Here is a 14164-nt window from a genome sequence, read left to right as displayed (position 1 = left end):
AGGCACACGGTTATGGAGCAGCGCCGTTTGCGCATCGGGGTCGCAGGACTGGGACGGGCATTCTCGCTGATGCTGCCGACCTTCCTGCGCGACCCCAGAGTCCAGCTCGTCGCTGCGTGCGATCCGCGTGCGGATGCGCGGCGGCAGTTCGCCGCCGACTTCGCGGCGCCCACCTATGCGGACGTGGCGGAGTTGGCGGACGACGATAACGTCGAGATCATCTACGTTGCGAGCCCGCACCAGTTCCACGCGCAGCACACGGAGATTGCCGCGGCAAAAGGCAAACACGTACTGGTCGAGAAACCCATGGCGCTCGGCGCCGCCGATTGCGACCGCATGATCGCCGCATGCCGTGCCGCGGGCGTGCATCTGATCGTCGGCCATTGCCACAGCTTCGATACGCCGTACCTGCGTACGCGCGAATTGATCCGTCTCGGCGAATTCGGCGCGGTGAAGATGATCCAGGCCATCAACTACACCGACTACCTGTACCGCCCACGCCGGCCCGAGGAGCTGGCGACGGCTGAAGGCGGCGGCGCCGTCTTCAGCCAGGCGGCGCACCAGGTTGACATCGTGCGAATGCTGGCCGGCTCACGCGCAATCCGGCTGCGTGCGAGTGTCGGCCGGTGGGATCCGTCGCGCCCCACCGAGGGAGTCTATTCTGCGCTGATCTGGTTCGAAAACGGCGCCTATGCCTCGCTCTCATACAACGGGTACGGCCACTTCAATACCGACGAGTGGAGCGGCTGGATCGGCGAAATGGGCGATCGTACGAGCCCCGACACGTACGGCAGCGCCCGCCGCCGTCTGAGGACGCTTGCGTCCTCGGATGACGAGGCCGACCTCAAGGCGGCCGGCACCTACGGCGGATCGGCATACAAACCGCCCACCGCCGCCGCGGACGAGCCACAACGATTCCATCAGCATTTCGGCCCGATCATCGTGTCCTGCGAGCATGCGGACCTGCGCCCGCTGCCCGATTCGATCGTCATCTACGGCGACGAGCAGCGCCAAACGCTGCCGCTGCCTGTGCCCGTCGTGCCGCGCGCTGAAGTCATCGACGAGTTGTATGGCGCGGTCGTCGACGGACGCAGACCGCTGCACGATGGCGAATGGGCGAAAGGCACGCTGGAAATCTGCATCGCGATTCTGAAGTCGAGCGAAACGGGCGCAGATGTAACCCTTTGATCGCTTCAGGAAAGCGCAAGATCCCTTGTTACCCTCGTTTTGAACTGAGCCAAGTACAGTTAAAACGAGGGATTTTTTATCGGCGCTTGCGGCATTCCGGACAGTTGGAAAACTGGAACGCTGGCAACGGCCCCGACTTCTGCGGGGCGCGTATACGCGCTCGACTGCGCTATCCGGCGAACGCTGCAAAGCGCAACGAAAAATCGGTCGCCGTGACGTGCTTCGTCAGCTTGCCTAACGAAATGCGGTCCACGCCGGTCTCCGCAATGGCGCGCAGGGTGTCCTCCGTAACGCCACCCGACACTTCCAGCTCAGCGCGCCCTGCGGTGACATCCACGGCCTCACGCATCGCGTCGAGCGAGAAATTGTCGAGCAGAATCGCCTTGGCGCCCGCGGCCAACGCTTCGTTTAACTCAGCGAGCGTTTCCACTTCGACCTGCACCGGTACGCCCGCCTCCAGAGCCTGCGCTGCCCGAACCGTCGAGGCAATGCCGCCCCCGGCCGCGATATGGTTTTCCTTGATCAGGATGCCGTCGTACAGGCCACGACGATGGTTTTCGCCACCGCCGATACGCACCGCGTATTTTTGCGCGAGGCGCAAGCCCGGAAGCGTCTTTCTCGTGTCGAGGATGCGCGCCGCCGTGCCCTCGACGATGCGCACCATCGCACTCGTCTCGGTGGCAACACCCGAAAGCAACTGAAGGAAGTTGAGCGCCGTGCGCTCGGCCACGAGCATGCCGCGGGCTGGACCGGTGATCCGGCAAACGATCTGCCCTTCGTGCATTCCTTCGCCTTCGCCGACAAACCACTCAATCGCAATACGCGGGTCCACCTGCCGGAGGGTTTCGTCAAACCACGGCCTGCCACATAGCTGTGCGGGCTCCCGCACGGTCAGGACGGCCTCGGCTGAGGCGTCTGGGTTGATCAGCAGCGACGTCCAGTCGGCGTTGCCGACATCTTCCGCAAGCGCATCGCGGACGTTGCGCAACATCGCCGCGCGGGTCATTTCATCCATTCCAGTATCCGTATTATTGAGCGGGAAAGCAGCATGCAGTGGCCTGCCATCGTGCGTGGGCACGGCCACCAATATTATTAGATCTATAATAATATAGCCAGCTGGGAATGGTCTGAAGTGTCGCGCTGCGCGTCAATCGTGTTCGGACGCTTCGGCGCGTGCCGCGATGAGATTACCTACCTCGCGCGTCGACGGAATGCGACGCGACGGATCGTTAGACTCGGATTCGTCGCGTGCCATGTTCTCGATGATCGTCAGCAGAACCTTGCGCGCGACGTTAATCTCGGTCGCCTTTAAACCGTCAACACTGATCTCATTGACTTCTTCTGCAAGCGGAACGAGCTTTTTCTTGAGGTTACGGCCGCGTGGCGTGAGGTAGACGTGCGTGTTCTTGCGGTTGCCGGGGGCATAACGACGCTCGACATAACCGAGCTTTTCCATCGCCTGCACCGCGCTGAAGGTGGTGGGCGTCGTGGTTCCGGTCTCGTCGCTGAGCTCCTTTTGCGTGAGCCCGTCGTTGACCCAGAGCACGCGCAGGAAAGCCCAGTGGCCAAATGACACCTCATGTTGCGCGAGGCGCATTTGCAGTCCGCGCACCATCGCGCGGGCTGCATCCTTGATCAGGTGGGCGAGACGATCGTCGGGCACCGCCTCGCGCCAGTGCCGGAGAATGGGATCTGTGCTTTGTGCCCCGGATTTGCCAAGGGAGCGTGCTGTTGCCATACCTTCCTCATCCCGTAATAACCAAACATACGGCAATCATATCGCCGAATCCGGCGCATGAGCCACAGCAGACGGGTACGGCGGGAGTTCGCGCGCGGCGGCGACCGAACCCGCGAGGCGGGACCTCAGATCTTGAAGCTCTCCAGACTTGCCGGGTGAAACAGTTCAGCGGGCTGCACACGGCGGCTCGACAACCCTTCCGCATGGTGCTGGGCGAGGAAGCGGTCGATCACTTTCTCGTTCTCCGCGAAGCCGTACGACCAGAAGTCGTGGCCCATCAGTCGTCGCGCGTTGCGCAACTGGTCCTCGATGAATGGCAGCGTCACCTTGGTTGCCGAGGTATCGCTCAGGCGTGCGAGCGCGATCTCCTTCGATTTCTCAAATGCCTTGACGATGGCGCCTGGCAGCCACGGATGCTGCTCCGTGAGCGACTTGCGAATGCCGAGCGTGTGCATGATCGGGAACAGCTTGCGCCGCTCATACCATTCCGCGGCGGCCTGCTGCGGATCTTCGAACAGGTATTTCACCTGCGGATGTCCGCGGTCGAAGCACGACGGTGCGCGCGGTCCGATCACGCCGTCGATTTCTCCCTCGGCCAGCAAGTTCGAAATCGTCCGGCCCTCTGGTGCGTTTTCCAGCACCACGCCCTCGGGAAGCTTGAGTGCGATTTTCTCCACGCGCGTGGGATCTTCGTAGCCGCCGCGCACCCAGCGGATGTCCGAGGCTTTCACGCCGTACTCTTCCTCCAGGAACATTCGGACCCACACGTTGGCCGTGAGTTGATACTCCGGCACACCAATGCGCTTGCCCTTGAGATCCTCGGGCCGGTTGATGCCGCGATCGGCGCGCACGTAGATCGAGCTGTGTCGGAACGCGCGCGACGGGAAGACCGGCACGGCGATATACGGCGACGTGCCTGCCGCCGTCTTCACCGAGTAGCTGCTGAGCGATAGCTCGCAAATGTCATAGTCGGCATGGCGGAACGCACGAAAGAAAATCTCCTCCGGATCCTGCAACATAAACACCGGGTCCACGCCGTCGATCTGGACGTCGCCGTCGATCAGCGGACGCATCCGGTCGTAGTTGCCCACGGCGATGGAAAGTTGAAGCTTGCTCATTCCTATTCCCTTCTCACAATGAAAATTCCTGGTGTCGCACCCTGCGTCGGGCGTTACGGTGCTCGCCGCTCGCGCGGAACCCCCAGAAGCACGGCGATGCCGCCTACAAACGTAAACAATGCGACCAGCAGGATGCCCGCTGAAAAGCTGCCGCTCACGCTCTTCACCCAGCCGAGCACGATAGGCGCGAAGAAGGCGCCGACTTGCCCGAGGCTGCTGATCACACCAATACCGCCGGCGGCGGCCGTGCCTTTGAGGTACGTCGGCGGGATAGTCCAAATAATCGCTGCGGCTGCGAAATAACTGATCGAGACGAGACTCAGGCATCCGATCGCAGCGAGCCAGTTATGCGTGACCAGGGTGAGGAGCACAGCGCCTGCCGCGCCTGCTGTCGTCACACTGACGAAGTGCCAGCGGCGCTCGAGGCGCAGGTCCGAGCTGCGCGCGATGAACAACATGGCAACGGCGCCGACGATGTAAGGCAAGGCCGACATGAAGCCGATCTGCAACAGGTTGGAGACGCCTGCCTGTTTGATGATCGTCGGCGTCCAGTAGTTAAGGATGGTCCCGCAAATGGGCACCGTGGCCCAGCCTGCAGCAATCACGTACACGCGCGGGTCGCGCAGTGCGGCGAGCAGATTGCTCGGCGCGTCGTGCGGCTTGCTGCGGCTTTCTTCCTCCAGTGCGCCAATGACGAGACGCTTTTGCTCATCGGTCAGCCACGCGGCCTCCTGCGGCCTGTCGATCAGATAGAAATACGCAACGACGCCTGCAATCACAGCCGGCAATCCTTCGAGAAAGAACAGCCACTGCCAGTTGCGAAAACCCCAGACGTCCATGAAGTTTTGCAGGATGTAGCCGGAAAGCGGTCCGCCGACGATCCCCGCCACCGCAATCGCCAGCAAGAATCGCGACGTGATGCGAGCACGGCGTTTGGCCGGATACCAGTACGAGAGATAGAGGATGATCCCGGGCCAGAAGCCCGCTTCCGCCGCGCCGAGGAGTGTTCGGGCGAGGTAGAACTGCCAGGGAGCGGTCATGAACGCCATCGCAGTGGAGATGCCCCCCCACAACAGCATGATTCGCGTGACGGTCTTGCGGGCGCCGATGCGACGGAGCAAGAGCGTGCTCGGCACTTCTAGCAGGATGTAGCCAATGAAGAACAGACTCACCCCAAGGCCGTAAGCGGCGTCGCTCATACCGAGATCGTGCTTCAGCTGCAATTGCGCGAAGCTGACGTTGACGCGGTCGAGATAGTTAAGGACCCAACAAAAGAAAAGGAAGGTCATCAACCTCAGCGTGATCTTGCGGTAAGTCGCCTCCTCGGCCGCCGAGTCGGCTACGGCAGGCAGGGGTACGTCCCCAGAGTGCAACGTTGAATGTGCCATGTCTCAATGTCTCCGAATTTCATTTGTGATGCCGGCTGGAACAGGCGTTCCCCCATCACATAATTAGATTTCTAATCTTAAGGTTACGGCGGCTTTTTGTCGCTGGCAAGCACGGGTTTATACCGAGAGTAAGGTCGCAAAGCGTCGCGCGTCTTGACTTGATAAATTAGAGATCTAGTAATAATATACGATTCATGTTGAGGCAACGCAGCGCCGGATCGGCCAGAAGGAGACAGATATGACGACACCCCAGGAAGACGGCTTTCTTCGTCTGAAGATTGCGGGCAAGGAGAAGATCGCCCGTGACATCTGGCGCTTTGATCTGACCGACCCGCAGGGCGCGCCGTTGCCGCCGTTCGAGGCGGGCGCGAACTTGACCGTTGTGGCCCCCAACGGTTTGCGACGCAGCTATTCGCTGTGCAACGACTCGCAGGAGCGCAATCGTTACGTCATCGCGGTGAAGCGTGACAGCAACGGACGCGGCGGCTCGATGAGCTTCGTCGACGACACGGCAGAGGGCGACGACGTGGATGTATCTCTGCCCCGCAATGAATTTCCGCTCGACGAACGGGCAAAGTCGTTCATTCTCGTCGCAGGCGGCATCGGGATCACGCCGATGCTGTCGATGGCGCGACAGTTGCGAGCGGAGGGCCTGCGCTCGTTCAAGCTGTACTACCTCGCCCGCGATCAAGAAGGCACGGCGTTCGTCGATGAACTCAGCAGCGACGAGTGGCGCTCGGACGTGACGATTCACCACGATCACGGCGATCCGTCGAAAGCGTTCGACTTCTGGCCTGTGTTCGAGCGGCCAAAGTCAGCGCATGTGTACTGCTGCGGCCCGCAGGCGCTGATGGACACCGTGCGGGACATGACGGGTCACTGGCCGTCGGGCACCGTTCACTTCGAGAGCTTCGGTGCGAGCAACGCGAATACGCGCGAGAACACGCCGTTCACCGTGCGGCTTGCCCGCACCGGTACGTCGTTCGACATTCCCGCCAACCGCTCGATCCTCGACGTGTTACGCGACGCAAACGTTCGCGTGCCGAGTTCGTGCGAAAGCGGCACCTGTGGTTCATGCAGAACTGGGCTGTGCTCAGGCGAGGCGGATCATCGGGATCTCGTGTTGCGCGACGACGAAGAGGAGACGCAGATCATGGTCTGTGTATCGCGCGCGAAATCAGCGGAGTTGGTGCTTGATCTCTGAGCCGCAAGCGAAACCCGTCTCTTGCGCCTCATCGGGGCCGAGGTGATCTGCTCGGCTGAATCCAGACCAGAATGGAAGTGTTTGAGACTTCTCGTTGCTCTGTTGCAATGACGTGACTGGCTGATGCACAGTGATTACTTCGGCCATCGCCAGGTCGGTTCGCTCAGGTGCTCGGCAAAGTAGTCTGACAACGCGCTCACCTTCGCCGGCCGCGCCCTCGCCGACGGCGTGACGAAGTACAGGCCGCCCTTCGTCAGCGACCAGTCGGTGAGGATCGCCTCGAGCCGCCCGTCGCTCAGATATTCGCCCGCGATGAATTCCGGCAGCTCTGCGATGGCGAGCCCTTCCAGCAGCATCGGCAGGAGCGCATCGGAATTGGTCACCCGCAGCGGGCCGGTCGGCATCACCGGTTCCTCGTCGCCAGCGTCGTTGGTGAAGCGCCAGACATCACTGCGCGCGCGATACGCATAGGACATGCAGGGCCGGTCCACAAGCTCACGCGGATGCACCGGCCGTCCCTCGCGCGCCAGATAGGCGGGCGACGCGACGACGTATTGCGTGACCGCACACAGACGCCGCGCGACCAGCGCCGAATCGGGCAGCGCGGCGATTCGCAGTGCGGCATCGAACCCTTCGGCGACCAGATCGACCGTCGAATCGGCCAGATGCAGATCGACTTGCACGTCTGGATAGCGGCGGAAGAATTCCGGCATCAGCGGCGCAACCCACCTCAGCCCGAACGACATGGGCACCGCCAGTCGCACGAGCCCGCGAGGCTGCACCGACAATTCGCGGGCGGCGCCTTCCGCGGCCTCGGCCTGCCGATATATCTCGCCAGCCTTCTCGCACAGCGTCCTGCCGAACTCGGTCAGCGCGAGCTGGCGCGACGTGCGATTGAGCAGCCGTGCGCCCAGGCGGTCCTCCAGACGTGCGACGCCGCGCGACACGGTGGCGACCGACACCCCCATTTCGCGCGCTGCGGCCGCGAACGAGCCTTCCTCGGCCACCTTGGCAAACATCGCGAGTCCTTCGAAATCAGGCAGCTTCGACATGATTCCCCATCATTTCAAATTTGCAACGTTGGTTTGCAATGCATTCTATTTCGAAAAGGTCGAGCCATCGATATTCTCCTTTCATCGCAGCAAACAATCCGCCGCGAACGCCGCACACCGGCGCCAGCGATCGACCCAACACACCGAAGGAGCAACACCATGGCACGCAAGCTCGACCACAAGATCGCCCTCGTCACCGGCGCCACCAGCGGCATCGGTCTGGCCACCGCGCAACGCTTTGCCGCCGAAGGCGCGCACGTCTATCTGACCGGTCGCCGTCAGGCCGAACTCGATGCGGCCGTCGCATCGATCCGTGACGCCGGCGGCGCGGCCACCGGCCTGCGCGTCGACTCGACGAAGCTGGACGAGCTGGATTCGCTTTACGCGCAGATCAGCGAGGCGCACGGCCGTCTCGATGTGCTGTTCGCGAACGCTGGCGGCGGCTCGATGCTCGCGCTCGGCGAGATTACCGAGGCGCACTTTGACGAAACATTCGATCGCAACGTGAAGGCCGTGTTGTTCACGGTGCAGAAGGCGCTGCCGCTGTTGGCCGACGGTGCGTCAGTGATCCTGACCGGCTCGACGGCTGGCAGCTCGGGTACCGCGGCGTTCAGCGTGTACTCGGCGTCGAAAGCGGCGGTGCGCGCGTTTGCCCGCAGCTGGATTCTTGACCTGAAGCCGCGCCGGATCCGCGTGAATACGATCAGCCCGGGTGCGACCCGCACGCCCGGTCTGCTCGATCTGGCTGGCGACGACGCCGCGCAACGCCAAGGTCTGGCCGATTACCTTGCCGCGCAGATCCCGCTGGCACGTCTCGGCGAGCCGGAGGAAATCGCAAGCGCTGCGCTGTTTCTTGCCTCCGACGACGCAAGCTTCGTGAATGGGGCCGAGCTGTTCGTCGACGGCGGTCAACAGCAGATCTGAACGAAACAGGCGTCGAGGCCGACGGCCCACATCGCGTGGCGCAGTCGGCCTCCTTTGGAGGCTGCATCGTGACTGAACATCGGCCCTTTACTTCATTGGGCACACTCTCGCGCGAGTGGCTGAGCGCTCGGTTGCATTTTCGCATCGGCAATCTTGGACAACTCGCGCATCGACCGCTGGGGCCATTGGTCGTCTGGAACGACGACGAAGTCGCGCCGCACTCTGGCTTCGGGCTTCATCCTCATCGCGATATTGAAATTGTCACGTGGGTACGTTCGGGCGCGGTCACGCACGAGGACGATGCGGGCAATCGCGCCCGTCTCGTGGTGGACAGCGTGCAAGCCATGCATGCCGGTACGGGCATTCATCACGCCGAGCGCAACGACGAAGACGCACCGGCGCGGATGTTTCAAATCTGGCTGCAGCCGCGTGCGCCAGGCGGGACGCCGCACTGGGCGATGGGGAGTTGTTCGAAGGCAGAACGCGACGGGCGGTTCGTGACCCTCGCGAGCGGTGATCCGGCCGACGTGCGAGCAGGTGCATTGCCGATCGATACCGATGCGCGCGTAAGGATCGCGACGCTGCGCGAAGGGCTATCGATGCGCGTTGCATTGGATTCACCGCAAGCGGCTTATTTCGTAACCGACCACGGTCGGATCGACATTGCGGGGGCACGGCTTGAACCGCGTGATGGCGCTCTCGTGACGGGCGAGTCCGAGGTTTTGATTAACGCGATCAGCGACGCTGACGTCGTGATGGTCGAGCTGCTGGGCTGAGGTGAGTGATCTGGGTTCGCTCGAGCGATTGAATGCTTTCTCGCGTCGGAATCGCAATTGAGCTGCGAACCCGCGAATGGGCAGGTCTCGGTCGGATCACCTCTCAGCTTTCGTCCGGCGTGTCCATGCGCATGGGACGAGTGCCGATCTTCGCCCCGGTGACCTCATCCACGGCGACGGCTCTAATTTCGGTGCCCGTTTCCTTGTCGAAGAAACGGATTAGCTTGCCGCCACCCCGGTGTTGGCGCCCCCACTCACCAATCATGAACAGCACCGGCAGAAAGTCGCGACCGGCAGCGGTCAACAAATACTCCTCGCGTGGCGGGTGCTCCGAGTAGCGCCGCTTCTCCAGCAGCCCCTCCTCCGTCAGTGCCGCCAGCCGGCGGGTCAGCATCGTCGGCGCAATGCCCAGACTTTTCCGGAACTGGTCGAAGCGGGTAAGGCCGGCATGGGCGTCCCGCAGGATCAATATGCTCCACGCGTCTCCCGCGACGGCTAGGCTGCGCGCAATCGGGCAGGGGTTATTGCAATAATTTTGCTCGTCCATACTATTTTGATAGTGACTTAGTCTCAAATTGGTAGTATTGTTACTATCAGTTCGATATTAACACTTTAGGGACTAGCAATCCACCCGGCACGGAGATTTCATTGATGAGCAGGAACAATTCAGGCGCCGCTCCGGTAGCCGGAGCATCTTCTCGCATCGGAGCCACCGTGACGGCGCGGCCGATGGGCAACGTGAAATGGAAAGATGTCCCGACCCGCGCGATTGACGTTGGCGGGGTGGCTTTCGCCTATCGGGAACTCGGCCCCGAATCCGGCGTGCCGATGATCCTCCTGCACCACCTGATGGCCGTACTCGACGACTGGGACCCACGTGTTATCGACGGCATCGCCGCTCAGCGTCGGGTGATCGCCTTCGACAATCGCGGGGTCGGCGCCTCGGGAGGATCGGTGCCACACACCATCGACGAAATGGGCCGCGATGCCATCGCGTTCATCCGTGCCCTGGGACTCGGCAAAGTCGATCTGCTCGGGTTCTCGATGGGTGGTGGCGTGGCGCAGACCGTGGCGCTGCAAGCACCCGATCTCGTTCGACGGGTGGTTCTCGCGAGCACAGGCCCACGGGGCGGCGGTGGCATCGACGAGGTCACCAAAGTCGCTGTGCTTGCTTACATCAAGGCGGCGTTGACATGGAGCGATGCGAGGAACTTCCTGTTTTTCCCCCGCACCCCAGCGGGAAAGCGCGCCGCGAGAGACTACGTCACCGGACTGAAGGCGCGGACCAAGGACCGCGATAAGGCGATCTCGCTTCAGGCTCGTCTTGCTCAACTCAAGGCAATTCGTCACTGGGGCTTGAGCACGCCCGACGATCTATCGGCCATCAAACAGCCTGTGTTCGTGGCAAACGGCGACAACGACCTGATGGTCGGCAGCAGCCTGTCGGCCGACTTGGCCCGGCGGCTGCCGAATGCCCGGCTCACGATTTACCCGGATTCCGGGCACGGAGGCGTCTTCCAGCACTACCGGGCCTTTGTGCCTGCGGTGCTGGACTTCCTCGCCGACTGAACCGAACAGATAAGAACGAAATGCCAAGGATGAGAAATCAAACCATGAAAGCACTCACCTTCAAGCGCTATGGCAAATCGCCCGAGATCGGGCTCGCCGAGGTACCCCGGCCCACGCTAAAGAGCGATGAACTGCTGGTACAGGTTCGCGCCGCCGGCCTGAACCCGATTGACAACATGATTCCGACCGGGACGTTCAAACCGGTTCTGCATTTTCAGTTTCCGGCCACACTGGGTAGCGACTTGGCTGGCGTGGTGACTGAAGTTGGCAGCAATGTGACCCGCTTCAAGCCAGGCGACGCCGTCTTCGCCAGCATCTTCGACATTGGTACAGGGTCGATTGCCGAATTCGCCGTCGTGCCGGAGAGCGCTGCCGCGCCGAAGCCGACCAATCTGGACTTCGTGCAAGCCGCGTCGATCCCGATGGTCGGCCTCACTTCGTGGCAAGCGTTGAAGGAACGCGCCAATCTTCAGACCGGCCAGAAGGTGTTCATTCCTGCGGGATCCGGCGGGATTGGCACATTTGCGATCCAGTTGGCGAAGCACCTTGGCGCCAAGGTGGGCACCACCGTCAGCACGGGCAACGTCGAACTGGTGCGTAGCCTCGGTGCAGACGAGGTGGTCGACTACAAGAAGCAGGAATTCGAGAACGTGCTGCGCGGCTATGACGCGGTGCTTGGCACCGTCAGAGGTGACGCGATTGAAAAATCCATCTCCATCCTCAAACCGGGAAGCAGGATCGTCTCGCTCATCGGCCCGCTGGACGCTGCATTCGCTCGTGCCAAGCGCTTGAACTTCGTTCTACGGTTCGTATTCGGAATGATGAGCCGCAAAATCATGCGTCTCACGAAAAGGCGGGACGTCACCTACTCATTTCTCTTCGTGCACCCCGACGGCGCCCAACTCACAGAAATCGGCAAACTTCTCGAAGCTCAGCGCATCAAGCCGGTGATCGACAAGGTGTTTCCATTCGAGCAGGCCAAGCAGGCGCTTGAGTACCTCGCCCAAGGACGAACCAAGGGCAAGGTCGTGGTCAAGATGTGACGGGCGCTGTGTTTCCCTCCCCCACCACCAGCACAATTAATGCAAAGGAAAAATCCGTGACTACACGTCCGACCGTCCTCATCACCGGCGCCTCCAGCGGCATCGGCGCCACCTACGCCGAGCGCTTCGCCCGCCGTGGCCACGACCTCGTCCTTGTTGCGCGCGACAAGTCGCGCCTGGAAAAGCTGGCAATACGCTTGCATGAGGAAAGCAATGTGGCCGTCGAAGTGCTGCAAGCCGACCTTACAAGCCGCGCGGACTTGTCTGTGCTTGAAACTCGGCTGCGGAATGACGCGCGTATCGGCGTCTTGATCAACAACGCGGGCATGGCTCAATCGGGGGGCTTCCTGGAGCAATCCGCTGAGGCCATCGAACACCAGATCACGCTCAACACTACCGCTTTGACGCGGCTCGCTGCTGCGATCGCACCGCGCCTCGCGCAGTCCGGTACTGGTTCAATCGTCAACATTGGCTCCGTGGTTGGTTTCGCGCCCGAGTTCGGCATGTCAATCTACGGAGCGACCAAAGCCTTCGTTCTATTTTTGTCACAGGGTCTGCACCTGGAGCTGTCCCCGAAGGGCGTTTACGTGCAAGCGGTCCTGCCGGCATCGACGCGCACCGAGATTTGGGAGCGTGCCGGCATTGATGTCAACACCCTCCCCGAGGTGATGGAAGTCGGCGAACTGGTCGATGCTGCACTGGTCGGTTTCGACCGTCGCGAGTTGGTCACGATACCTCCGCTTCATGTCGCCGAGCGCTGGGATGCGCTGGATGGTGCGCGTCAAGGGCTGGTGTCGGATATTCGACAGGCCCATGCGGCTGAACGATATCAGCCACAAGCCTGAGCGCCTCATCCAGATAGACTGAACGTGAACCCCACGCCAAGGAAATTTCAATGAACAACATGTTATTCACGCCTACCCAGCTCGGCAGCCTGCCACTGAAGAACCGAATCGTCATGGCGCCGCTGACGCGCAGCCGGGCAATCGGCAACCTGCCCAATGAACTGATGGCGGAGTACTACCGCCTCCGAGCGGATGCCGGACTGATCATTACCGAAGGCACCTCGCCATCGCCCAACGGTCTGGGTTACCCACGCATCCCCGGACTGTTCAACGAAGCGCAGGTACAGGGCTGGCGACCGGTGACTGATGGCGTCCACCAAGCCGGCGGCAGGATTTTTGTTCAATTGATGCACACCGGGCGTGTCAGCCACCCCGCGAACATGCCGGCCGGCGCCGGCGTTTTGGCTCCGTCGCCAATCGCCGTTCCCGGCGAGATGTGGACCGACACCGACGGAATGCAGCCGCATCCCGTACCCCGCGAAATGAGCGAAGCGGATATTGCACAAAGCATCGCCGAATATGCGTCGTCGGCCAAACTGGCCATACAGGCAGGCTTCGATGGCGTCGAGCTGCATGCAGCCAACGGCTACCTGATTGACCAATTCCTCAATACGGCGTCCAATCAGCGCCACGACCGCTGGGGTGGTTCGGTGGAGAACCGCATCCGCTTCGCGGTCGAAGTCGCCAAGGCGACCGTCGCCGCCATTGGTGCAGAGCGCGTTGGCATACGCATCTCGCCGTACGGCGTCTTCAATGCCCAAACGCCGGATGCCGAGATGGATGACGTGTACCTGCGTCTGATCGACGAGTTGAATGCGCTCGGCCTACTCTATATCCACATCGTGGATCACAGCGCCATGGGGGCGCCTGAAGTCAGCCCTGAGTTAAAAGCCAAGCTCCGTGCCGCGTTCAACGGGCAATACATTCTCTCCGGTGGCTACGATGCTGCCCGAGCAGATACGGATCTCGACGCAGAGCGTGGCGATCTGGTGGCTTTTGGTCGCCCGTTTATCTCGAATCCGGATCTGGTAGCCAAGCTGAAGTTGGGGCAGGAATGGGTTGCACCTGATTTCGCTACCTTCTACACACCGGGAGAAAAGGGTTACACCGACTATTGAAAATCCGATTCTGGATAAGTTGACCGCTCTGGCCAACCTGCCCCCCATGGAAAGGGGCAATGACAGACGATTGGGCTGGACGTGACGGCAGGGCGGCTTTGGCACTGGTGGTTCGATCGCCACACGCGAGAACGGCTGGGCGGGCAACCGTCTATGCAACGCACGTGGCACCTTAACGACCCGACGTCTCCCCCGATTTGA

At 61.7% G+C, this 14164-nt stretch carries 14 protein-coding genes; 8 read left to right on the top strand and 6 right to left on the bottom strand.

Annotated features, from left to right (window positions below; translation table 11 throughout):
- Window positions 1-12 precede the first annotated feature (12 nt).
- The gene (locus A985_RS0100325) at window positions 13-1188 is read left to right on the top strand and encodes a Gfo/Idh/MocA family protein (protein ID WP_017231444.1); all 1176 of its coding nucleotides are present in this window, start codon (window positions 13-15) and stop codon (window positions 1186-1188) included.
- A gap of 169 nt (window positions 1189-1357) precedes the next feature.
- Here A985_RS0100325 and nadC read toward each other — a convergent pair whose 3' ends face one another.
- From nadC to A985_RS0100305, 4 genes are all read right to left on the bottom strand, one after another.
- Complete coding sequence (nadC, locus tag A985_RS0100320; RefSeq protein ID WP_017231443.1) at window positions 1358-2203, bottom strand: carboxylating nicotinate-nucleotide diphosphorylase; 846 nt, start codon at window positions 2201-2203, stop codon at window positions 1358-1360.
- 132 nt (window positions 2204-2335) lie between these two features.
- On the bottom strand, window positions 2336-2926 hold the full coding sequence (locus A985_RS0100315; RefSeq protein WP_026131495.1) for a MarR family winged helix-turn-helix transcriptional regulator: 591 nt from the start codon (window positions 2924-2926) through the stop codon (window positions 2336-2338).
- Between the two features lie 125 nt (window positions 2927-3051).
- Entirely contained in the window at window positions 3052-4044 is a 993-nt protein-coding gene (locus A985_RS0100310) for an ABC transporter substrate-binding protein (protein WP_017231441.1), read from the bottom strand.
- Between the two features lie 53 nt (window positions 4045-4097).
- Complete coding sequence (locus tag A985_RS0100305; RefSeq protein WP_017231440.1) at window positions 4098-5432, bottom strand: MFS transporter; 1335 nt, start codon at window positions 5430-5432, stop codon at window positions 4098-4100.
- 238 nt (window positions 5433-5670) lie between these two features.
- On the opposite strand from A985_RS0100305, the gene A985_RS0100300 reads away from it, so the two are divergent.
- A complete protein-coding gene (locus A985_RS0100300; protein WP_017231439.1) occupies window positions 5671-6636 on the top strand; it encodes a PDR/VanB family oxidoreductase in 966 nt (321 codons plus the stop codon).
- 134 nt (window positions 6637-6770) lie between these two features.
- Here A985_RS0100300 and A985_RS0100295 read toward each other — a convergent pair whose 3' ends face one another.
- Entirely contained in the window at window positions 6771-7688 is a 918-nt protein-coding gene (locus A985_RS0100295) for a LysR family transcriptional regulator (protein ID WP_017231438.1), read from the bottom strand.
- A 159-nt stretch (window positions 7689-7847) separates the two neighbouring features.
- On the opposite strand from A985_RS0100295, the gene A985_RS0100290 reads away from it, so the two are divergent.
- Window positions 7848-8612 (top strand): SDR family NAD(P)-dependent oxidoreductase, encoded by a 765-nt coding sequence (locus A985_RS0100290; protein WP_017231437.1) that lies wholly within the window; start codon window positions 7848-7850, stop codon window positions 8610-8612.
- Between the two features lie 68 nt (window positions 8613-8680).
- Window positions 8681-9388, top strand: coding sequence for a pirin family protein (locus tag A985_RS0100285; RefSeq protein ID WP_026131494.1), 708 nt, complete (start codon window positions 8681-8683; stop codon window positions 9386-9388).
- A gap of 103 nt (window positions 9389-9491) precedes the next feature.
- Here A985_RS0100285 and A985_RS0100280 read toward each other — a convergent pair whose 3' ends face one another.
- A complete protein-coding gene (locus tag A985_RS0100280) occupies window positions 9492-9935 on the bottom strand; it encodes a helix-turn-helix domain-containing protein (protein WP_017231435.1) in 444 nt (147 codons plus the stop codon).
- Window positions 9936-10039: 104 nt separating this feature from the next.
- Here A985_RS0100280 and A985_RS0100275 point away from each other — a divergent pair, with 104 nt between their 5' ends.
- From A985_RS0100275 to A985_RS0100260, 4 genes are read left to right on the top strand one after another with little or no spacing between them, the layout of a single operon-like run.
- Window positions 10040-10957, top strand: a complete 918-nt coding sequence (locus A985_RS0100275) for an alpha/beta fold hydrolase (protein WP_232424476.1) — start codon at window positions 10040-10042, stop codon at window positions 10955-10957.
- 44 nt (window positions 10958-11001) lie between these two features.
- Window positions 11002-12000, top strand: coding sequence for an NADP-dependent oxidoreductase (locus A985_RS0100270; protein WP_017231433.1), 999 nt, complete (start codon window positions 11002-11004; stop codon window positions 11998-12000).
- Window positions 12001-12056: 56 nt separating this feature from the next.
- A complete protein-coding gene (locus tag A985_RS0100265; RefSeq protein WP_017231432.1) occupies window positions 12057-12845 on the top strand; it encodes an SDR family oxidoreductase in 789 nt (262 codons plus the stop codon).
- Window positions 12846-12904: 59 nt separating this feature from the next.
- Complete coding sequence (locus A985_RS0100260) at window positions 12905-13963, top strand: alkene reductase (RefSeq protein ID WP_198288630.1); 1059 nt, start codon at window positions 12905-12907, stop codon at window positions 13961-13963.
- Window positions 13964-14164: the final 201 nt, after the last annotated feature.

The sequence above is a fragment of the Pandoraea sp. B-6 genome (assembly GCF_000282835.1).
GTDB classification, from domain to species: domain Bacteria; phylum Pseudomonadota; class Gammaproteobacteria; order Burkholderiales; family Burkholderiaceae; genus Pandoraea; species Pandoraea cepalis.
This window is presented reverse-complemented; position numbering and strand designations above follow the sequence as displayed.